Source organism: Deltaproteobacteria bacterium, from assembly GCA_026388415.1.
GTDB lineage: Bacteria > Desulfobacterota > Syntrophia > Syntrophales > JACQWR01 > JAPLJV01.
In genome coordinates this window covers 21,612-42,744 of record JAPLJV010000042.1, presented here as the reverse complement: position 1 = coordinate 42,744, position 21,133 = coordinate 21,612, and the positions used below count along the sequence as shown (strand labels likewise).

Genomic DNA, 21,133 nt, shown 5'->3' with positions numbered 1-21,133 from the left:
CAGCTATGTGGCCGCCGGTAAATCACCCCTGGCCCACTCATTTGCCAATGGAATATAACGCCCGGCCTTTCTTGACCAGTTTACCTTGACTTTACTCGCTTCTCTGATATGATTTGCAAAATTTTTACCGAGGTCAAGGGGCTGAAAGATGAATAACGCACTAAAAAAACTGATTTCCGTTTCACCTTTGAAAATTACCGTTCTGATTATCCTGCTGGCGGTCACGCTATTCTTCTTTGACGCTCCTTTCCTGCGCTTCATGGAACTGAAGGCCCTGGACTTGCGAATCCTTTCCCGGGGGGCGCTTCCCTCTGGTGGAGAAACGGTTATTGCCACGATAGACGAAAAGAGCCTGACGGAGCTGGGCCGCTGGCCATGGCCCAGGACAACGCTCGCGAGGCTGGTCGAGACGCTCCAGAAAAACGGCGTGAAAGCAGTTGGGTTTGATGTTGTTTTTGCCGAACCGGATGAGAACTCCAGTTTGAAAACGATTAACGAATTGGCGCAGGAAGCCCGAAAAATGGGTCTGGCTGACAACCGGCTGCTGGCCCTGATGGGCAAAAAAATGGAATTGGCCGATACGGACGGCGCCTTCGCCAAGGCCATTGAAACGGCCAAGAATGTTACCCTGGGCTATTTTTTCCATACCTCCGCCAAGGAGGTTGGTCATCTTACGGCCAAGGATATTGAAGCTTCCGAGGAGGATATCGTAAGCTCCAAATATGCCATGGTCAAAGCCGCTAAAAATGTTAATGAAGCTGCCATAATCCATGCCTATGCGGCGGTGCCGAATCTGAAACAAATATCCGCCGCGGGAGAAAACAGCGGTTATTTCAATGCCTTTCCCGATAGCGACGGAGCCATCCGCTGGTCGCCGCTCGTCATCAAGTTTCGCGACAGCTATTACTCATCCCTGGCTCTGTCGCTCTTGACCCAGTACATGGACTTCCCCACGGTCCTCCTGCGCCTGGGGGGATTTGGCGTCGAGGGAGTAACCATTGACAAGGTGGAGATCCCTACTGACGACACGGGCCGGGTGCTCGTCAATTACTTAGGCCCTGCCCGGACATTCCCGCACTACTCCATTGCCGACATCATCGCCAACCGCATCCCGCCGGAAAAACTCCGCGGCAAAATCGTAATTGTCGGCGCTACGGCTACGGGCATCTATGACCTGCGGGTAACCCCTTTCAGCGCCGTCTATCCCGGTGTGGAGATCCATGCGACCGTTATTGACAATATTCTGCACAATAATTTCCTGAGACAATCCTGGTGGATAAAGTTTCTCGATATCGTCTCCATCATCGTCTTCGGACTCATCATGGGTACTATCATCCCGAGGGTAAAGGCCATTCAGGGGATGCTCATCGCCATCCTCTTTACGGGCGCTTTTTTCATAGTAAATGTCTTTCTGTTTTCCCGCTACAATATATGGCTCAATCTGGTTTATCCGGTATTGACGATGCTTACCGTCTATCTGGGTATCACCGTTTACCGCTACATGACCGAGGAGAGGGAGAAGAAGAAGGTCCGGAACGCCTTCCAGTATTACCTGACGGCTTCGGTAATCACGGAGATGCTGAAGGATCCGACCAAGCTCAAACTGGGCGGCGACAAGAAGCAACTGACGGCCCTGTTCTCCGATATCCGGGGATTTACGACCATATCGGAACAACTGACGCCGGAAGAGCTCGTGCATCTCTTGAACGAATACCTTACCGCCATGACGGATATCGTATTCAAGTACGACGGCCTGCTGGATAAATACATGGGCGATGCGATCATGGCAGTCTATGGCGCACCCCTTGACCAGCCGGATCACGCTTTGCGCGCCTGCAAGACTGCCCTGGAAATGATGGCGGCGTTGAAGAAGCTCCAGGTCAAATGGAGCGCCGAGGGCAAGCCGCCCATGAATATCGGCGTGGGCATCAATACGGGCGATATGGTGGTGGGTAATATGGGTTCCCAGATGCGTTTTGACTATACCGTCATGGGCGACAGCGTGAACCTGGCCTCGCGGCTGGAGGGCATCAACAAGGAATATGGCACCAATATCGTCACCAGCGAATTCACCTACGCCATTGTGAAAGACGATCTGTGCTGCCGGGAATTGGACGCCGTGCGGGTCAAAGGGAAAAAGCTGCCCGTGAAAATCTATGAGATCCTCTGTGAAAAGAAGGATGCCGCCACGGTGCAGCCCCTCGTGCAGCATTTTGAAGCAGGGATTTCGCTGTACAAGCAAGCCCGCTGGGATGACGCGATTGCCACTTTCCAAAAGGTTATGGAAATCAGACCTGACGACCCGCCCGCCAAGCTCTACCTGACGCGCTGCCAGGAATTGAAGGAAAATCCGCCTCCTCAACCATGGGATGGCGTTTTCACCATGACGAGGAAATGATGGCGGAACCGCAATACCGGAGCTGGGTGGAAGTCGAGCTTGATAATTTTACCAGTAATCTTACTGAAGTCAGAAGATTAGTGGGCCCGCTGGTCAAGATTCTCCAGGTGGTCAAGGCAGATGCCTATGGTCATGGAGCCATCGAAATCTCTCATGTCGCGCTGCAGAGTGGCGCCTCAGCACTGGGCGTCGCCAACGCCGATGAAGGGGTGCAACTGCGAGTCGGAGGCATCTCGGCCCCCATAATCATCCTCAGTCCCTCAACAAACCAGGATATTCAGGAGATTATCAAGTATAATCTCATCCCTTCCGTCTCGGACCTCCATTTTGCCCGGAATCTACAAGAAAAATATCATCAGGCAGGCAGGCAGGCCCGTATTCATATCGAGGTTGATACCGGGATGGGCCGGGGAGGAACGATGTATCAGAACTCCCTCGCGATGATTCAGGAAATCATGGGGTTTTCCAATGTTCATATCGAGGGTATTTTCACCCACCTGGCCCAGAGCGAGACAACGACGGCTTATAACGATGACCAGTGGCGCTTGTTCCAGGAATTGCTCCGGGAGCTGCAAGAACATAATATTACCATCCCCCTACGGCATATAGCCAATAGCGGGGCCATCCTTAATTATCCCGATTTTCATCTGGATATGGTGCGTCCCGGCCTGATGACCTATGGGGTTCATCCCTCCCCGGAAACCACGACCAAGGCCAGTCTGACGCCGGTTATGAGCTTTAAAACCAGAGTCCTGCTGATAAAAGATTTCCCCTCTAATTCCAGAATCGGTTACGGCAGTACTTTTATTACCTCCGGACCAACGAAAATTGCCACTATCCCGGTAGGATACGGCGACGGATACGGGCTGCTCCTTTCCAATCGGGGGGCAGTCCTGATCAGAGGAAGACGGGCGCCCGTGGTGGGACGCGTTTCCATGGACATGTGTACGCTGGATGTCAGTCATATACCGGACGTGCTGATCGGCGACGAAGTTGTCCTGCTGGGATGCCAAGGCGGAGAGGAGATTACTGCCGACGAACTTGCCGCCAAGGCCCGGACGATCAGTTACGAAATCCTTTGCGCCCTGGGAAAACGCGCCCCCCGGGTTTTTCTGCAGAAGGGCAAGGCTGATTCTGTAGAACCGCGCCTGAAGAGGATATTTATCCCTGATGAGGAAAAATCCGTTTCCCGTCTGGACAATGTCATCCGTCGCTGCCTGCACACGAGGGTAAACGATGCGGAATTCGGCGACGCTATCTATTTCGCCATGCTGGAAACTTTTTTCGGCAAGGAAGACAGGCAATTAGAGCTGCGCAGCAATTTTCGCTATGACATTCGCCTGGAAGAATTTTCGGCAGCCGAGGTTGCCGCTGATCCGACGTGCCGGAAATATTTTAAAGTCATCACGAAAGTGGCATATCGCAAGACATTGACCGCCGATATATTCATGATCGGTTGCGCTGAAAATAACGAACAGTTGGCGGCCCTTTTAGAGGACCCCCGCTGCGAGTACCGCTGGCTTTTAAACAGCGAGGACGAACTGCAGGCCGCCCGCGACTTCCGGATCCAGCGGGTGCGCATTGATGATGCCGACATCCCCCTGTTCAAAACGGAAATGACGGTTCGGGGCTACGAGACTTGGTGCGGCGGAGAAGACCTTGCAGAAAAAACAGGCCGCGAAGTTAAAGTAGAAATTGAGATTATGACCAAAAAATCCAGGAAGAACCGCGATTTTTCTGTCTACCTCATCTACCCCATCCGGGGTCTGGACATTACCTTTAACTGGCAGGGAACTAATCTTGCTAATGTCAGAGAGATACCATTCTTCGCCGGCAAACACCCCTATCCGACCCTGATCAGGGGGAGAGAAAGTATCAATTTGCGCGTCCATAAAAACGATTGGGTGTTTCCGACGAGCGGGGTGACGTTTTGTTGGGATTATTAGTAAGTTAAAATTTGCTTTCGGGTAGAAGGCAAATTCGTAAACTTACTTATCCCGTTTAGCGGGGTTAGTAAGTTAGCGCACATAAAGTAAAGAAAGAATAGGAAACGGGGGAGGATAGGCACCATCATGAAAAAATTACATTTATTGCTCATCATTTTGTTATTTGCTCATCCTGTGTGGGCGGTCGAACCGATTAAAATTGGTTTTATCGGGCCACTGACAGGAGACTACATGGCAGAGGGTATGGAAGCGAGGCAAGTTGTGGAGCTGCTGGCCCAAAATACCAATGACCACGGCGGTATCTTAGGGAAAAAAATTGAGATGATCTATGAAGACGATCAGGGAAATCCTCAGACAGCCGGAGCAGCAGCCAAACGGCTTGTCCAGCAGCGCGTCATAGCTGTCATCGGCTCCTACACCTCTGCGGTCACCGAAGCCACGCAACAGGTTTTCCATCAAAACAGGATCATGCAGATAACCTATGGCGCCACCGCAGTTCCCCTGACAGAAAGAGGCTTGGGGCGTTTCTTCAGAATCTGTCCGCGTGATGATAATCAGGCCAAAGCCGCCGTCCGGGTCATGCAGAAGATGAAAATGAAAAGGATAGCGATTGTGCATGACGGCAGCCTTTATGGAAAAGGATTAGCCGAAACTATCAAAGAGTTTCTGGATGACAGCAAGGCCGCCCCTGTTTTTTACGATGCCTTGATTCCCGGCAAAGGGGATTATTCCGACATTCTTGCCAAAGCCAAAGATACGCGTCCGGATTTCGTCTTTTTTGCCGGTTTTTATCCCGAGGCCGCTCAACTCCTCAAAGGTCGTCAGCAAATGGACTGGCATGAGGTTATCTTTATGGGAGGGGATGCGGTAGACAGCAGCAGGCTGACTGAAATTTCAGGCGTAAAGGCGGCAGAGGGATTCTATTTTTTGAGCATGCCACGGGTAAAAGACATAGATGCTCCGCGGACCAGGCAATTCATCAATAGTTATGAGAAAGCATACAAGTCCAGACCTGCTTCCGCTTACGCCCTGCTTGCGGGTGATGCCTTCGCCGCTATCACGGAAAGCGTGAAAAGACTGAAGACAACCGACTCAAAATTGCTATCTGAATACTTGCACACCAAATATAACAAGAAGGATGGGTTGACCGGTAACATCCGCTTCGATCTAAAAGGCGACGTGGTCAATGACCTGCATGCCGTTTACCGTGTAGATAATCAGGGCCGGTATATCCTGCAGCGCAAATTGCAATACGGGATTTTCACGAAATAAACAACATTGTTTATCTTGCTATTTTGCGAATATTTTGTCATCAGTAGCGCCAACAACAACACGGGGAAATTAATTAACTACGGAGGTATTTATGAAAAGGTTTTTTGAGATATTGCTTTCACTCACGGCAGGCGTTGTCATGGTCATCGCTTTTTCCAACACGGCATCGGCCTTTGAGATCGGCGCAAGGGGCTATTACTGGTTCCCGACATTGAAAACAGATATGAAAGTAGACGCCAGCGGCACGCCGGGAACGGAGTTCAATGTAAAAGACGATCTTGGCATGGGCACCAAAGCCTACCCGGCAATTGAGGTCTTTGGCGGATTGGGAAAGCAGCATGTGAGCCTGTTGTATACTCAGGCTGATTATTCCGGTTCCTCTACACTTTCCAGTCCAATCAATTTCGACGGCACTTCTTTTGCCACAGGGGTTGCGGTAGAATCCAGCTTGAAAATAAGGATGCTCGATGTGGCCTATAAATACGATGTCATTGACACGGGCAACATCCTGGCCGGTTTTTCCATCAGTGCCATCGGCAAGGTAAAATATATTGAGGCCGATGCAAGCTTATCTGGTGGCGGAAAACAGGCAGAAAACACATTGAAGGCCCCCATCCCTATGATCGGCGCTGCCGCTCATATCGGCATTCTCGCTAATATCCTGGAAGCCAGGGCGGAGGTCACGGGCATCGCCTACTCGGGAAATCATCTGTACGAGGCTTTAGCCGATCTTTCGCTTACGCCATTCCCTTTCCTCGACATTCACGCCGGATATAAAATCATCGCTTTACGCATAGATCAGAGCGACACGTATTTTAACGGGAACATTGCCGGGCCCTACCTTGCCTTGACGGTCAGCTTCTAAGCAAAGGAAGCCCGGTAGAATAGTTGGAAAACTTGGTTCAACAAATTCAAGGGGTACGCCCGGATTGACTCCCTCCACCTTCCTTTTCCACCAGGCGGCCGCGGTGGGCATAACGCAAGCCGACCTGACAGAACGGATCATTGACTATGCGCTTTTGGCCCATGCCGATAAAAGGGGTCCGCTGTAAATGAAGATAATATCCGCACTGATAGATCATCTGGGCAAGTCAACCCTGGCATCTGTAGAAGAGCTTGGAAAAATCATCGTCCTGTTACTGTCCGTTTTGACGTGGATGGTGCGCCCCCCCTTGAAAGCCAAAAACATCTTCAAACAAATGGAATTTGTCGGAGTGAAATCCATCTTTGTCGTCGTCTTGACGGGAACTTTTACGGGGATGGTTCTGGCCCTGCAATCATATCACGGCTTCCGGCTCTTCAGTGCCGAGAGCATGGTGGGTACGGCTGTGGCGCTCAGTATGACGCGGGAGCTTGGTCCCGTGCTGACCGCCCTGATGGTCACCGCCCGCGCCGGCTCGGCTATGGCGGCCGAACTCGGGACCATGCGGGTCACGGAGCAGATAGACGCACTTTACGTAATGGCCGCCAACCCCGTCAAGCACCTGATTGTACCCAGAGTTATAGCGGGCGTGATTATGCTTCCCTTTCTGACCGTCGTTTCCGATTTCGTCGGCATTGCAGGAGGTTATCTGGTGGGTGTGGAGCTGCTGGAAATCAATTCCGGCAGCTTCGTAAGAAATATTATCCGACATTTGGATATGGAGGACATTTACAACGGCCTCATCAAGGCCGCCGTTTTTGGCCTTATTCTCTCCCTGATCGGCTGCTACAAAGGATTTAACACCCGGGGCGGCGCGGAAGGCGTCGGCCGGGCGACTACGGAAGCTGTCGTGCTGGCTTCCGTCTCGATTCTCGTGAGCGACTATTTTCTGACGGCCATTATGTTTTAATATACGGAAATCATGATCAAACTAATAGATGTCCATAAATCATTCGGCAAACAACATGTCCTGAGAGGCGTCCATCTGGACATCGAGGATGGCAAAACCACTGTTATCATCGGCAAAAGCGGCGGCGGCAAAAGTGTCCTCCTGAAGCATATCATCGGACTATTGCAGCCGGACAGCGGTGAAGTGCTGATTGATGGCGTTGATATCACCAAGCTGAACGACAAAGGATTAAACGAAATCAGAAAGAAATTCGGGATGCTCTTTCAGGAGGCCGCCCTGTTCGACTCAATGACGGTCGGCGAAAATGTGGCTTTCCCCCTGCGTGAACATACGAAATTGAAAGAGGGAGAAATCAGGGAGATTGTAGCCGACCGACTCAAGGCCGTGGGACTGAAGGGTATTGAGCAAAAGTTGCCTTCGGAACTAAGCGGCGGCATGAGAAAACGGGTCGGCCTGGCGAGAGCCATCGCCCTGCATCCGCAGATTGTGCTCTTTGACGAACCCACGACAGGTCTGGACCCCGTCATGACGGAGGCGATCAATCAACTGATTATGGAGACCCAGAACAAGCTCCACTTAACTTGCGTTGTCATCAGTCACGACCTGGGTTCGATATTTAAAATCAGCGACAAAATAGCGATGCTCTACGAAGGGGAAATAATCGCCTACGGCGGCCCGGACGAGATAAAATCGTCCCCAAACCCGGTGATCGTGCAATTTCTTTCCGGCAGCACGGTCGGACCGATAAAGATAATTTAGGAAGTAAACGGAGGCAAGCATGTTTTCCATCAGCTCAGAGGCCAAAGTAGGCTTATTTGTTTTAGTCGGTTTTATTATCCTGGGCTACATGTCCGTCCAGGTTGGCAAAGGCGGCTTAGGTCTGAAGAAGGGATACACGGTAGACGTTTTTTTTGACAACGTGGCCGGCCTGGGCCGGGACGCCTCCGTCCAGATCGCCGGGGTGGAAGTAGGACGGGTCGAATCCATCAGGCTCAAAGATGGCAGAGCCCTCGTAACCCTGCGCATCGCTCCGGAAGTCCAGTTAGAAAAAGACGTTACCGCCGCCATTAAGACACATGGTGTTTTGGGAGATAAATATGTAGATATTATTCCTGGTTCCAAAGGCCAGGCTTTTCTGGAGCCGGGAAGTATGATCAGCCTGACGGAGCGGAGCGCGGATATAGACAAGCTCCTTACACAGGCAGCCTTGATCGCCGAGGATATCAAGTTGCTGACGGGATCTCTGAGCAAGGTTTTGGCCGGTGAACAGGGACAGCAGTCGCTCAGCGCAATTATCGAAAACACGCGCCTGTTAACGCAGAATCTTAATGCCCTCGTCATGAATAATGAGGCGGCGCTCCGCGCCACGCTGGATAACAGCCGCGAGTTAACGGGCAACCTGAATCAGGTGGTCGCAAATAACAGCGATAAAATTACGCAGGTTCTGGATGGATTGAAGGGCGCTTCCCAGCAGATGCAGAACACCTTCGCCTCCCTCAACGATATTTCTGAAGGCATGAAGAAGGGGGAGGGCACGGTGGGTCAACTGCTGAAAGAAAGCACCACGGTGGACCGTCTGAATAAGACCCTCGCCTCTCTCCAGGAGGTAACCGACAAGATTAATCAGGGCAAGGGTACGATAGGCAAATTAGTCAACGAAGAAGATACGGTCAACAATATTAACCAGGGGCTGGCCGGTATCAACCGTTATGTGAATAAGGCCGAGCAATTCCGTACTTTTTTAAGCTACCGGGGGGAATATCTTACCAGCAAGAGTAACATGAAGAGTTATCTGGATATAAGGCTGCAACCCACTCTGGACAAATTTTACATTCTGGGCATTACTGCCGATCCGCGAGGAAAAAGGACCATCCAAGACGTAACCACCGCCGGCGTAACCACGCGCCAGGAAACATGGGACAAAAATAGTTTCCTTTTTAATGCCCAAATCGGCAAGCGCTTCAGGGATGTGGTGCTGCGAGGCGGTCTTTTTGAATCTACCGGCGGTTTCGGCATGGACTACATGGCCTTGAATGACAACCTGAAGTTATCTTTTGAAGCCTTTGATTTTGCTGAAGATCGCCGTGCCCACCTGAAAGCCGCGGCCGAGTATCGTTTTTTCAAACACCTCTATTTCACGGCCGGATGGGATGATTTCATCAGCAATCAGGAGAACGGCTCCCCTTATGTCGGGCTTTCCATCCGCTTTGAGGATGACGATCTCAAATACCTGCTGACCACCACGCCGATACCGAAATGAAACGCCCCAACAAAGTCGTCACACCGGTGAAAACTGGTGTCCAACGTTCTTGTAACCTATATTTCGCACTTTTTGAAACATTTTTTGACCATTTTCTCAGTTCCTTGTCACTGGTATCCTGACCGGATGATTCTCCTGCGTGGCAGGGAAGATTGCCTTCCACGCATAGCAAAGATAAAATGAACTGCTTGAGATCCGGCCGCTTGTCCTTGCTGAACCCATGCGTGACCAAGACGGGATCGCAGGGCGCCGCCTTGTCCTCTCCCAGAAGCAACGCCACGTCACGGGTGCGAAAAAACTCCTCCACCCGACGCATAAGCCAGCCTAAAGTGATCATTGCCAGTTCTCTATTCTACCCAGATCACCCCGGAAAAGAACACCGTGCTTGACCGTGCGTAATGTATTGAGTAATTTGTAAATCGCGGTTTTCATTGCACCCAACCTGGCCGGAAAATTAGCTTGTCTTTTTGTGACTTATCGCTATAATCCACGGCAGATGCAGAGCAAATGTTAGTAGAATAAGTAGGACTCATTATCATGGAAGCTATCTACGCACCCTGGCGCAGCGCCTATATCAGAGGTAAAAAGCCCGACGGCTGTATTTTTTGCAAGAACTCATTGCGGGAAGATGATTTTGTGTTGTGGGAAGGAAAGGCCGCCTATGTGTTGATGAACCGTTATCCTTACAGCAGTGGACATTTAATGGTCATCCCGTTCCGTCATCTGGGGCAAATCCATGACCTTACTGCCGAGGAAAAGGTGGAGATTTTTGATCTTGTTGATCTTTGTCTGGCGGTGCTTACAGAAACCATGAAACCCGATGGGTTCAACCTGGGTATGAACCTGGGAAAGGTTGCCGGCGCCGGCGTGGATGATCACCTCCATACCCATATAGTGCCGCGCTGGAGCGGCGACCATAATTTTATAACCGTTACAGGCGCAACGCGCGTTGTTTCGGAAGATCTTATGGAAACGCGCAATAAACTTTTAACATGTTTTGGGAGAATATCTCTTCAGGAGGGCTGAAATGAAGGTTTTTTTTACCGTTGTCGTTGTTTGCGTCGTTATGTTTATTATTTCTTTTTCTCTCCAGAATGCCTCCCCAGTGCCACTCAAATACTATGACATTCTCGATGTGAACTTGCCGACCTATATGCTGATGTTTATTGCTTTTCTGGCGGGAGTTATTTTTACCGGCCTGATGGGACTCGTGGAGAGGCTAAAACTGACGAAAACGAACCGGCAGTTGAGTAAAACAGTGCGCGACCTGAGAAGAGAAATGCGCACCCAGGAGACAGGCACCGAAGACGTTGAAAAAGCGGAGCAATTGATGCCTTAAAGCCTTTGCTACCCTGATCCGCAATCGCTGTCATCACCTTTGATTTTTTCCACGGCATGCCGCAACGCGGGCAGGACAACGGCCAGGTTTTCCCGCACTCCTCGGGGACTGCCGGGGAGATTGATGATGAGCGAACGCCCCCTTATTCCCGCTACAGCCCTTGATATCATGGCATGCGGCGTGAGCGCCGCACTTTCCCGCCGCATTGCTTCCGCCATCCCCGGCACTTCTTTATCAATCACCTGCAGGGTCGCATCGGGCGTCACATCACGCGGGCTTACCCCCGTGCCGCCTGTAGTCAGGATCAAGTCTAATTGTTTAGTGTCGGCGTATTCAATTAGCGCCAGACGAATCAAATCTTCTTCGTCAGGGATGATCCTGGTATGACTCACCTGAATACCCTGGCTTTCCAGGATCTTGACTATTTCCACGCCGCTTTTGTCTTCCCGTTCACCGCGGGAACCCTTGTCGCTAACAGTTATAACGCCGGCCCTGATCGTCATTTACTCCTCGCTCTTTTTGGCTTCGGCGATAATTTTTTCGGCAATGTACGGCGGCACTTCATCATAGTGGGAATGTTCGTAGGTGAAGGTTCCCCGGCCGCTGGTCATGGATCGCAAATCAGGAGCATATTTAAGGATTTCTGCCAAAGGAACCAGCCCCTTGACAATCTGGTGCGACCCCTTGCTGTCCATGCCCAGCACGCGGCCCCGCCTGCCGTTCAGGTCGCCCATGACATCGCCCATGTATTCTTCGGGAATTTCAATGTTGATATTAACCATCGGCTCCAATAATGTCGGCTGACAGGACAAAACACCCTTTTTGAATCCCATGGAACCGGCGATCTTAAATGCCATTTCCGATGAATCAACGGTATGATAAGATCCATCTATCAAGGAAACCTTTAAGTCTACCATCGGGTAGCCCGCCAGAATTCCTTCCAGCATGGCCTCGACGATGCCCTTTTCTACAGCCGGGCGATATTGCCCCGGAATAACGCCGCCCACGATTTTATCGGCAAATTCAAAGCCCGCACCACGCGGAAGCGGTTCAATCTCCAGCCAGGCATCGCCAAATTGACCGCGCCCGCCTGATTGTTTTTTGTATTTTCCCTGAATGGTTGTCTTGCCTTTTATCGTTTCCTTATAAGGCACCCGGGGTGTGTTAAGGACAACTTCCACGCCGAACTTCCGTTTCATTTTTTCAATCGTGACTTCGATATGAACCTGCCCCATACCGGAGAGGATCATCTCTTTCGTTTGCCTGTCTATAGTGAAGGTCAGCGTGGGATCCTCTTCAATCAGCCGGTGGATTGACGAAACAATCTTTTCTTCGTCGCCTCTCGATTTAGCCTCAATAGCAAAGGACATGATGGCCGGGGTGGGGGTAATTTTATCAAAAATGACCGGCGCTTTTTCGTTGCAAAGGGTATCGCCCGTGACGGTTTCCTTCAATTTGGCCACTGCGGCAATATCGCCCGCGACGAGCGCTTCAGCCGGTTTTTGCACCTTGCCATCCAGGTAGAAGATATTGCCGATACGCTCGTTAACCTTGCGGGTGCTGTTCAAGACACTCGTATCGTGAGTTAAGGTGCCCGAATAGATCCGGAAAAGCGTCAGCCGACCGGCATAGGGATCGGCGATAGTCTTGAAAACTCGCGCCGAAAATGGCGCTGCAGCATCGGGCGGTCTTTCCGCCAAAGTGTCAGTGCCGGGCAGTTTGCCCGATAGCGGCCCTCGATCAACGGGGGAAGGGAGGTGATTGATGATCATGTTTATCAACGAGACGACTCCGATATGTTTGGTAGCCGACCCGCAGATGACCGGTATAAAAGACCCGGAGGAAATGCCCATTTTGAGGCCGATTTTTAAATCCTCGAGGCTCAGTTCACCGTCGCTGAGATACTTATCCATCAGTTGCTCGTCACACTCGGCAATGTCTTCCGTCATGTTGTTGCGGTATTCTTCAACAATGTCCTTCATATCGGGCGGGATATCTCCCGCCTTGGCGGCGCCCTTCGGGTCATCAAAGAAAAGGGCTTTATTTTCGAGCAGGTCCACTATGCCCTGGAAGGTATCGGCTACACCGATGGGCAGAAATATCGGTGTCACCTTGTCTCCAAGACGCGCCTTGATACTTTCTAAAACCTTGAAAAAATCCGCTCTTTCTCTGTCCATCCGGTTTATGAAGACAACTTTGGGCAGTTTGAATTCTTTCGCGTACTCCCAGACCATTTCTGTCTGAAATTCCACGCCGCCGACGGCATCTATAACAACGAGCGCATTGTCAACATTCTGGAGGCAATTTTTGGTGTCATAGGCAAAGTTGGAATCGCCGGGGGTGTCAACGATGGTAATCTTTTGTTTGTCACATTCCAGAAAGCTTGTTGCCGCGCTGATGGAAATGCGTCGCCTCTGTTCCTCCGGTTCATAATCCAGGGAAGACGTTCCGTCATCAACGCGACCCAGGCGATCCGATTTGCCGACAACATAAATCAGCGATTCACACAGTGAGGTTTTACCCGTACCGCCATGTCCGATAACGGCTATACTTTTAAGCGATTTTGATTCATATTTTGCCATGAAAGCCCCTTTCAAATCCACAACATTAATGGTTCAAGATGCAGGCGCTTTTTAGCCTACAAGCAATTTTAATGTCAAGATAATTTTCATCAGCATTCACGCTTATTAGTCACTACGCTCCGCCAGAGTGAACGTTTGTGGCCATGCCCAAAAGGATTCTTCACCTTGACTTATAACATTATTATGTTACTATTCCCCGGCTTTACTATTGGTAAACTGGTGACATTACCGGTTATTTTAAGAGGAGGAGATGTGTTCAGCAGGATCTTGACAAAAATCGTAGGCAGCAAAAATGATCGGGAGTTAAAACGCTTCGGATTGCTCCTGAAAGAAGTTAATGACCTGGAACCTCAGATGCTGGCTTGTAGTGATGCCGAATTGAAGGCCAAAACGCCTTACTTCCGGGAGAAACTTGATAGCGGTGGTGAACTGGACGACATTTTTGCGGAGGCTTTTGCCGTCGCCCGGGAGGTATCCCGCCGGACGTTGTTGATGCGGCCGTTTGATGTTCAAGTCATCGGTGGTTTGGCCCTGCATGAAGGTATGATCGCGGAGATGAAAACAGGGGAAGGCAAGACCCTGGCGGCGACCATGCCCATCTATTTGAATGCCTTGAAGGGCAAAGGCGTCCACGTAGTTACAGTCAACGATTACCTGGCCAAAAGGGACTCCGAATGGATGGGACCGATTTATCGTTTCCTCGGTCTTAGCGTCGGTGTGATCGTGCACGGGATGGATGATGATGAGCGGCGGCAGGCCTATAGCGCCGATATTACCTACGGCACCAATAATGAGTTCGGGTTTGATTATCTGCGCGACAATATGAAGTTCAATCTCGATGACTACGTCCAGCGCGAGTTTTATTATGCCATCGTGGATGAGGTGGACAGCATTCTCATAGATGAAGCCCGGACACCGCTGATTATTTCTGGTCCTTCCGAGGAATCAACGGACAAGTATTACCGGATCAATAATATCATCCCGAGACTAAAGATTGAAAGGGATTATACTATTGATGAAAAGAGCCGCGTCGTCGTGCTTACGGAAGACGGCGTACTCCATGTTGAAGATCTACTTAAGGTCAGCAATCTCTACGAACCCAAGAATATCGAGGTATTGCATCATGTGAACCAGGCCCTCAAGGCCCATACGCTCTTCAAGCGTGATGTAGATTATCTCGTCAAGGATGGTCAGGTAATCATCGTGGATGAGTTTACTGGCAGAGTTATGCCCGGCAGGCGTTACAGCGATGGTCTGCATCAGGCTCTCGAGGCCAAGGAAAAGGTCAAGATCGAGAATGAAAATCAAACGATGGCGTCCATCACCTTCCAGAATTATTTCCGCATGTACAAAAAACTGGCCGGCATGACCGGTACGGCCGATACGGAGGCCCCGGAATTCAAAAAGATCTATAATCTCGACGTCATCGTCATGCCCACGAACATGCCCATGATCAGAACCGACCACACCGATGTTATCTACAAATCAGAGGTGGAAAAATTCAATGCCGTCATTGAGGAAATCAAGGAACTGCACAAAAAGAAGCGGCCGGTCCTGGTGGGTACGATATCCATCGAAAAGTCCGAATTATTGAGTAAATATCTGAGCCGTACCGGTATCAAGCATCACGTCCTGAATGCCAAGAACCATGAGCGGGAGGCCGAGATTGTCGCCCAGGCCGGGCAGGAGGGCATGGTCACCATATCTACCAACATGGCGGGCCGCGGCACTGACATCAAACTGGGCGAGGGGGTGGCGGAACTCGGCGGTCTGCATATTCTGGGGACAGAAAGGCATGAAAGCCGGCGCATTGACAACCAGTTGCGCGGCCGCTCCGGGCGGCAGGGGGACATGGGGTCTTCACGATTTTACCTTTCTCTGGAAGACGATCTTTTGCGCATCTTCGGTGCGGAAAGGATTTCCTCCATAATGGACCGGATCGGCATTGAAGAGAATCAGCCCATTGAGCACAATCTGATCTCCAGGGCGATCGAAAACGCCCAGAAACGCGTCGAGGGTCAGAACTTTGAGATACGCAAGCACCTGCTGGAATATGACGATGTCATGAACAGACAAAGACAGGTAATCTATGAACAGCGCAAAAAAGTCCTGAAGGGTGAAGAGCTGGCATCGGATAATGAAGAAATGATCGCGGAAATTACCGGTAATCTCGTGGACGAATATGTGGACGAAAGCGCTAATCCTGATGACTGGAATCTTAAAGCCTTGGAAGATGCCGTTTTTAAACAGTTTTCCTTGAAGGTTGACCTGGCTGCCCATCCTGATGATCTGAAACCGAACGCCGCCGTGATTGAAGAGACGATAGTGACGGCCGCGAAATCTCTGCTTGTTCATAAGGAAAATGCCTTCGGCCAACCCATCATGGATTATTTGCGCAAGGTTATCATGCTCCAGTCCATTGACAGCCAGTGGAAGGATCATCTTTTGGCGATGGACCACTTGAAGGAGGGCATCGGGCTCAGGGGCTATGGTCAGAAGGACCCCATCCGTGAATACCAGAAAGAGGGTTACGAAATGTTTATGGAGATGGTGCAGCGGGTCAAGGATGACACCATTAACAAGCTCTGCATGGTGCAGATTCAGAAGGAAGAAGAAATCGAAGAAATGCGGGAGAAATCCCAGCGCGATTATATTATGAGCCGGGGTGAAGATATCAAAGCGCCCGAGACAATCAAGCGGGAAGGGGAAAAGGTCGGCAGAAATGACCCCTGCCCCTGTGGCAGCGGGAAAAAATATAAAAAATGTTGCGGGAAATAATCATATGAGCATGATCACTGAACCAATCACGGTGCCGGGATTTTTAGCCAACGGCATACATGTGGGCCTTAAGGCGGATGGGCGCAGGGATCTGTCGCTGCTCTTTTCCACTGTGCCGGCGAAGGCCGCGGGAATGTTTACCACCAACAGCTTTAAGGCGGCGCCGGTGCTGTTGGACCGGGAAAGAATAAAATCCGGCCGGGCGCAGGCAATTATAACCAACAGCGGCAATGCCAATGCCGCCACCGGTGAGCAAGGCTACCGGGACGCACTGAACATGTCCAAGTCGGCTGCCGAAAGCTTGTCCATCCCGGATAAGCTTGTCCTGGTAGCGTCAACCGGTGTTATTGGTCAGCGCCTGCCAGTAGAAAAGATTACCCTGGGCATGCCCGGATTGACGGCCGGACTTTGTCCGGAAGGTATCGCTGCCGCAGAAGAGGCGATTATGACGACGGACAAATTTCCGAAGGTATCACTGCGTAAAGCCCTGATCGGAAATAAAGAGGTCACCCTTTGCGGACTCGCCAAAGGGGCCGGGATGATTTCACCCACCATGGCGACCATGCTGGCGTTTTTCATCACCGATGCCGAAATCGAAGCTACGGCGTTACAGAGTATTTTCCGGCAGGTAGTCAACAGGACATTTAACGCCATTACCGTTGACGGCTGCATGAGCACCAACGATACCGCGATCATCATGGCCAACGGTGTGGCCCGCAACAGCCCGATCAAGCTGCGGACGAGAGATTCATCCATATTCAGGGAGATGCTGTTCTCGGCGATGGATGAATTATCGCAGGCTATTGTCCGTGACGGAGAAGGCGCCACCAAGGTAATTGAGGTCAATATTGAAGGTGCTTTATCCACCGCCGAAGCAAAGAAAGCCGCCTATGCCATTGCCAATTCCAACCTGGTGAAAACGGCCTTTTTTGGCTGCGATCCTAATTGGGGACGGATTATTTCCGCCGTCGGTTCTATCGGGATCAATGTGGACGTCGAAGCAATGGAGGTAAAATTTGAAGACATTGCCGTCTTTGCAGACGGCGCCGGCGTGACCGGCTCCGAGGATAGACTGGTTGAGATCATGGCCCAGCCCCACATAAATCTCCGCGTAAACCTGGCCGCAGGCAACAAAAAATTCCGCATCCTCACCTCTGATCTTGGTTTTGATTACGTTAAATTAAACGCCCATTATCACACGTAAATATAATTGGGGACAGCCGCCAATTGTTTTCCAAATATTTAAGTGTATGCAAGACCTTGAATTTCTACCGAATATGTCATTCCGGTGGAAACCGGAATCCAGGAAGTTATTGATAATACTGGATCCCGGCTTCCACCGGAATGACGACGGGGGCCGTGATATGGTAAAATTCAAAGTCTCTATGCAAGTTAATTCACATCTATTGAGTTTACCTGATGGTCAGCCCGACGGCCTCCATGCCGCATTCCCGCTCAAATGATATCCTTGCCCGTGGTTGTCAGGCTGAGGCGACCGTGTTTTACCCCCCGGGCGCTGGTCATTTGGTCGCTGATTTTTTTTATGTCCTGGCCTCGGCCCCGGACAATCAGCACCTCCAGACAATTTTCTTCATCGAGATGGATATGGGTAGTAGAAATGATGGCCTGGTAATGCCCATGCTGCAGGCGCGTGAGAAGATCGGAAAGCTCATGGGTGTGACTATTATAGACGAGGGTGATCGTGCCGATGGTTTCCTGGGTCGCCGATTCCCATTCCGTCTGTACCAGGCTGTCGCGTATCAGGTCGCGGATGGCTTCGGAACGGTTTGTATAGCCCTTGTTGGTGATGAGCTGGTCAAATTGGCTTAAAAGTCCATCATCAATGGATACGCCAAAACGGGTAAGCTCCATTTTCCCTCCTGTTCAATAAAAAGACTATTAGACAATGCTTGTCCCCGCGAAGGCGGGTATCGCTGTTGTAACGACTAAATAATTGTCATAGACGATTAAAAAAATAAAGCTTATTTTTTGTTTGGTTTCTCCCGCCCCGGAATAATAGTTTTCTTGACAGAAAATCAATCTCGTGTTACGAATCCTTAAAAGGTGGCACAGAGGAACAACTATGCACATGGCAGATGCCTTACTTTCCCCCGCCGTGGGGTCAACATTTTGGGCCGGTACAGTTGCGGTTAGCGGCTATGCAGCGCAGAAACTGAAAAAACAGATTGATGACAAGATGATCCCCTTGATGGGTGTTCTCGGTGCCTTTATTTTTGCGGCCCAGATGATCAATTTCACGATCCCCGGCACAGGATCGTGCGGGCACCTGGGGGGAGGGATGATACTGGCTATTATTCTGGGGCCTTATGCGGCCTTTCTCGTCATGGCCTCGGTGCTTACGGTCCAGGCGCTCTTCTTTGCCGATGGCGGTCTGCTTGCCCTGGGATGCAATATCTGGAACTTGGGCTTCTATCCCTGTTTTCTGGTCTATCCGCTCATCTACAAGCCGTGGATTGGGGAAAGTAAAAGTCCGGGGCGTATTGTGGCTGTATCCATCGTGAGCGCCATCATGGCCCTGCAGCTCGGCGCTTTTTCCGTCGTTATGGAGACGCTTATGTCCGGTAAAAGTGAACTGCCGTTCGGCGCCTTTGTGCTGATGATGCAACCTATCCACCTGGCCATCGGTATTGTGGAAGGTTTTGTGACCGCTGGTGTAATCAATTATGTGCTAAGTGCCAGACCCGAGCTCCTCGACAGCATCGCCTTATCCCGCCCTCTGGGGGCTGAAGTTTCGTTGCAGAAGGTCATGGTAACGTTTGCAGTATTGGTAGTCATAACGGGTGGGGCGCTTTCATGGTTTGCTTCCACCCATCCCGACGGCCTGGAATGGTCCATTGAGAAGGTTACGGGCAAGGGCGAGTTGGCGGAACAGGGGCACGGAATTATCGCGGCCCTCAAGGGCTTCCAGGAAAAGACGGCCTTCCTGCCCGATTACGGTTTCAAGCCGGCCGGAAAGGAATCGAAAAAGCCGGAAGCGCCTCCTTCCTGGCCGGGAATCGAGGCCGGGACCTCTGTAGCTGGTATCCTCGGCGCGGCCATTGTCCTCGGCACGATCATGCTCATCGGTCTGGGAATCAGGGTTGTCCGGCGCAGGCAGGGCTAACGGCGAGGCAGGAGCTTTGGAACAGACCCATGACCTTTGACGAGAAATACTTCAATATCGGCCGCCTGGACCGGCTCTCCTATCAGAACACCTGCGTTCACCGCCTTGATCCGCGGGCCAAGGTAATCGCTACGATGCTCTTTCTGTTTACCGTCGTTTCCTTTCCCAAATACGAGGTCGTGGCGCTGTTCCCTTTCTTTCTGTTTCCCGTGCTGCTTATGACTATCGGTGAAATCCCGATTCTGTTCATTTTCAAGAAGATACTCCTCGTATCGCCCTTTGCCATCTTCATCGGTATATTCAACCCCCTGCTGGACACCAGGACGGCCGCCGTCATCGCCGGAATCCCCATATCGGCCGGGTGGATCTCTTTTACCGCGATTATGCTGAAATTTTCACTCACGGTCAGCGCGGCAATCCTGCTTATCGCGACAACCTCCTTCCCTGGTGTCTGCCATGCCCTCCGACAACTTGGTTTCCCATCGCTCTTTACTGCGCAGCTTCTCTTTCTGTACCGCTACATCTTTGTACTCATGGAGGAGGCAATGCGGATCACCCGCGCCCGGGACATGCGGTCTTTCGGCAAGCGCGGAACGAAGATGAAGGTTTTCGTGCGCCTCATCGGCATCCTCTTTCTCAGAACAGTAGATCGTGCCGAAAGAATCTATTACGCCATGCTCTCCCGGGGGTTTCACGGCGACATTCTGAGTCTCAATCAATCCCACATCAAGGCGGGCGATTTGGCGTTTCTGACGGCGACGATCGCCTTGCTGGCAGTCTTCCGTTTTTTCCGCGTCACCGAGCAAATCGGCCGCTTTGCCCAGGAGCTTTTGCGATGAGCCATCATATTGTGGAGTTCAAAAACGTTTGTTTTCGCTATCCAGATGGGACGGAAGCGCTCAAAGGAATCAGTTTCCGGATCACCCACGGTGAATCGGTCGGCATCGTCGGCGCCAACGGAGCCGGTAAATCCACCCTTCTTCTGCACATGAACGGCTACCTGCTGCCGACGTCGGGCACGGTGAACATCGGCGATCTTTCTGTTACCAAAAAGTCTCGGCAGGACATCCGGCGGAAGGTGGGGATAGTTTTTCAGAATCCCGATGACCAGTTGTTCATGCCCACGGTTTTTGACGATGTCGCTTTCGGTCCCCTGAACTTGGGAATGGACGAAACATCGGTACGGGAACGGGTCAACGAAGCCCTGCGCTTGGTGAATAGTCTTGATCTGTGCGATAAACCGCCGCATCACCTTTCGTGTGGACAGAAGAGCGCGGTTGCCATTGCCGCGGTCATGTCCATGGAACCGGACATCCTCGTAATGGATGAGCCGGCGGCAAACCTTGACCCCAAGTCGCGACGCTCGCTCATCACCTTGCTCAAGACCTTCGCGCATTCCAAGATCATAGCCTCGCACGACCTGGACCTTATCCTCGATGTCTGCAAGCGCTGTATCGTGATCAAAGACGGCGCCGTAGTTGCGGACGGCCCGTCAACAGAGATCCTTGCCAACCAGACGTTGCTGGAAGAAAACAACCTGGAGCTGCCCCTGTCACGACAAAATAGACGTGCCTGATAACCCTTACATCATTTCCCCGTATC

Annotated in this window: 19 protein-coding genes; 15 read left to right on the top strand and 4 right to left on the bottom strand. The window is 51.3% G+C overall.

All coding sequences use genetic code 11. From position 1 onward, the window contains the following. The first annotated feature begins 148 nt into the window (after positions 1–148). The 8 genes from NT140_08920 to NT140_08885 all read left to right on the top strand — a co-directional run bounded on the left by NT140_08920 (position 149) and on the right by NT140_08885 (position 9,708). On the top strand, positions 149–2,398 hold the full coding sequence (locus tag NT140_08920) for an adenylate/guanylate cyclase domain-containing protein (protein ID MCX5831993.1): 2,250 nt from the start codon (positions 149–151) through the stop codon (positions 2,396–2,398). Continuing rightward, complete coding sequence (gene alr / locus NT140_08915; GenBank protein MCX5831992.1) at positions 2,395–4,344, top strand: alanine racemase; 1,950 nt, start codon at positions 2,395–2,397, stop codon at positions 4,342–4,344. The genes NT140_08920 and alr overlap by 4 nt, the downstream gene beginning before the upstream one ends. A 126-nt stretch (positions 4,345–4,470) precedes the next feature. Continuing rightward, a complete protein-coding gene (locus tag NT140_08910) occupies positions 4,471–5,616 on the top strand; it encodes a branched-chain amino acid ABC transporter substrate-binding protein (GenBank protein ID MCX5831991.1) in 1,146 nt (381 codons plus the stop codon). 91 nt (positions 5,617–5,707) lie between these two features. Beyond that, entirely contained in the window at positions 5,708–6,481 is a 774-nt protein-coding gene (locus NT140_08905; GenBank protein MCX5831990.1) for a hypothetical protein, read from the top strand. A gap of 64 nt (positions 6,482–6,545) precedes the next feature. After that, positions 6,546–6,668, top strand: a complete 123-nt coding sequence (locus NT140_08900; GenBank protein ID MCX5831989.1) for a hypothetical protein — start codon at positions 6,546–6,548, stop codon at positions 6,666–6,668. Then, entirely contained in the window at positions 6,669–7,448 is a 780-nt protein-coding gene (locus NT140_08895; GenBank protein ID MCX5831988.1) for an ABC transporter permease, read from the top strand. Between the two features lie 12 nt (positions 7,449–7,460). Next, on the top strand, positions 7,461–8,207 hold the full coding sequence (locus NT140_08890) for an ABC transporter ATP-binding protein (GenBank protein MCX5831987.1): 747 nt from the start codon (positions 7,461–7,463) through the stop codon (positions 8,205–8,207). 19 nt (positions 8,208–8,226) lie between these two features. Continuing rightward, positions 8,227–9,708: an MlaD family protein gene (locus tag NT140_08885; GenBank protein MCX5831986.1), complete on the top strand. Its 1,482-nt coding sequence runs from the start codon at positions 8,227–8,229 to the stop codon at positions 9,706–9,708. Here the strand turns inward: NT140_08885 and NT140_08880 are convergent. Continuing rightward, entirely contained in the window at positions 9,671–10,045 is a 375-nt protein-coding gene (locus NT140_08880) for a hypothetical protein (protein ID MCX5831985.1), read from the bottom strand. The two genes, NT140_08885 and NT140_08880, sit on opposite strands and share 38 nt — an antisense overlap. 200 nt (positions 10,046–10,245) lie before the next feature. On the opposite strand from NT140_08880, the gene NT140_08875 reads away from it, so the two are divergent. Both NT140_08875 and NT140_08870 read left to right on the top strand, forming a co-directional pair. Further along, positions 10,246–10,734, top strand: coding sequence for an HIT domain-containing protein (locus tag NT140_08875; GenBank protein MCX5831984.1), 489 nt, complete (start codon positions 10,246–10,248; stop codon positions 10,732–10,734). Between the two features lies 1 nt (position 10,735). Continuing rightward, a complete protein-coding gene (locus NT140_08870; GenBank protein ID MCX5831983.1) occupies positions 10,736–11,047 on the top strand; it encodes a LapA family protein in 312 nt (103 codons plus the stop codon). An 8-nt stretch (positions 11,048–11,055) separates the two neighbouring features. On the opposite strand, the gene NT140_08865 is transcribed toward NT140_08870, so the two are convergent. Together NT140_08865 and fusA are read right to left on the bottom strand one after the other, a co-directional pair. After that, entirely contained in the window at positions 11,056–11,544 is a 489-nt protein-coding gene (locus NT140_08865) for a MogA/MoaB family molybdenum cofactor biosynthesis protein (protein MCX5831982.1), read from the bottom strand. Positions 11,545–11,550: 6 nt separating this feature from the next. Beyond that, a complete protein-coding gene (fusA, locus tag NT140_08860) occupies positions 11,551–13,629 on the bottom strand; it encodes an elongation factor G (protein MCX5831981.1) in 2,079 nt (692 codons plus the stop codon). A gap of 252 nt (positions 13,630–13,881) precedes the next feature. On the opposite strand from fusA, the gene secA reads away from it, so the two are divergent. Together secA and argJ are read left to right on the top strand one after the other, a co-directional pair. After that, complete coding sequence (secA, locus tag NT140_08855; protein MCX5831980.1) at positions 13,882–16,407, top strand: preprotein translocase subunit SecA; 2,526 nt, start codon at positions 13,882–13,884, stop codon at positions 16,405–16,407. A gap of 4 nt (positions 16,408–16,411) precedes the next feature. Further along, positions 16,412–17,611: a bifunctional glutamate N-acetyltransferase/amino-acid acetyltransferase ArgJ gene (gene argJ, locus NT140_08850; protein ID MCX5831979.1), complete on the top strand. Its 1,200-nt coding sequence runs from the start codon at positions 16,412–16,414 to the stop codon at positions 17,609–17,611. Between the two features lie 251 nt (positions 17,612–17,862). On the opposite strand, the gene nikR is transcribed toward argJ, so the two are convergent. Then, positions 17,863–18,279, bottom strand: a complete 417-nt coding sequence (gene nikR, locus NT140_08845) for a nickel-responsive transcriptional regulator NikR (GenBank protein ID MCX5831978.1) — start codon at positions 18,277–18,279, stop codon at positions 17,863–17,865. A gap of 211 nt (positions 18,280–18,490) precedes the next feature. On the opposite strand from nikR, the gene NT140_08840 reads away from it, so the two are divergent. The 3 genes from NT140_08840 to NT140_08830 are packed head-to-tail and all read left to right on the top strand — an operon-like array spanning position 18,491 to position 21,107. Further along, on the top strand, positions 18,491–19,531 hold the full coding sequence (locus tag NT140_08840) for an energy-coupling factor ABC transporter permease (GenBank protein MCX5831977.1): 1,041 nt from the start codon (positions 18,491–18,493) through the stop codon (positions 19,529–19,531). A gap of 29 nt (positions 19,532–19,560) precedes the next feature. Further along, positions 19,561–20,370, top strand: coding sequence for a cobalt ECF transporter T component CbiQ (gene cbiQ, locus NT140_08835; GenBank protein MCX5831976.1), 810 nt, complete (start codon positions 19,561–19,563; stop codon positions 20,368–20,370). Continuing rightward, positions 20,367–21,107 carry an ABC transporter ATP-binding protein gene (locus tag NT140_08830; protein ID MCX5831975.1) on the top strand — a complete coding sequence of 247 codons (741 nt, stop codon included), beginning with the start codon at positions 20,367–20,369 and terminating at the stop codon, positions 21,105–21,107. The genes cbiQ and NT140_08830 overlap by 4 nt, the downstream gene beginning before the upstream one ends. The last annotated feature ends 26 nt before the right edge of the window (positions 21,108–21,133 follow it).

Excerpts from the sequence above, each read along its gene's own strand:
- NT140_08885 (MCX5831986.1), top strand. The coding sequence starts at position 8,227 with ATGTTTTCCATCAGCTCAGAGGCCAAAGTAGGCTTATTTGTTTTAGTC.
- NT140_08830 (MCX5831975.1), top strand. The coding sequence starts at position 20,367 with ATGAGCCATCATATTGTGGAGTTCAAAAACGTTTGTTTTCGCTATCCA.
- NT140_08880 (MCX5831985.1), bottom strand. The coding sequence starts at position 10,045 with ATGATCACTTTAGGCTGGCTTATGCGTCGGGTGGAGGAGTTTTTTCGC.
- NT140_08920 (MCX5831993.1), top strand. The coding sequence starts at position 149 with ATGAATAACGCACTAAAAAAACTGATTTCCGTTTCACCTTTGAAAATT.
- NT140_08895 (MCX5831988.1), top strand. The coding sequence starts at position 6,669 with ATGAAGATAATATCCGCACTGATAGATCATCTGGGCAAGTCAACCCTG.
- nikR (MCX5831978.1), bottom strand. The coding sequence starts at position 18,279 with ATGGAGCTTACCCGTTTTGGCGTATCCATTGATGATGGACTTTTAAGC.
- fusA (MCX5831981.1), bottom strand. The coding sequence starts at position 13,629 with ATGGCAAAATATGAATCAAAATCGCTTAAAAGTATAGCCGTTATCGGA.
- NT140_08890 (MCX5831987.1), top strand. The coding sequence starts at position 7,461 with ATGATCAAACTAATAGATGTCCATAAATCATTCGGCAAACAACATGTC.
- alr (MCX5831992.1), top strand. The coding sequence starts at position 2,395 with ATGATGGCGGAACCGCAATACCGGAGCTGGGTGGAAGTCGAGCTTGAT.
- argJ (MCX5831979.1), top strand. The coding sequence starts at position 16,412 with ATGAGCATGATCACTGAACCAATCACGGTGCCGGGATTTTTAGCCAAC.
- cbiQ (MCX5831976.1), top strand. The coding sequence starts at position 19,561 with ATGACCTTTGACGAGAAATACTTCAATATCGGCCGCCTGGACCGGCTC.
- NT140_08870 (MCX5831983.1), top strand. The coding sequence starts at position 10,736 with ATGAAGGTTTTTTTTACCGTTGTCGTTGTTTGCGTCGTTATGTTTATT.
- NT140_08910 (MCX5831991.1), top strand. The coding sequence starts at position 4,471 with ATGAAAAAATTACATTTATTGCTCATCATTTTGTTATTTGCTCATCCT.
- NT140_08840 (MCX5831977.1), top strand. The coding sequence starts at position 18,491 with ATGCACATGGCAGATGCCTTACTTTCCCCCGCCGTGGGGTCAACATTT.
- NT140_08905 (MCX5831990.1), top strand. The coding sequence starts at position 5,708 with ATGAAAAGGTTTTTTGAGATATTGCTTTCACTCACGGCAGGCGTTGTC.
- NT140_08875 (MCX5831984.1), top strand. The coding sequence starts at position 10,246 with ATGGAAGCTATCTACGCACCCTGGCGCAGCGCCTATATCAGAGGTAAA.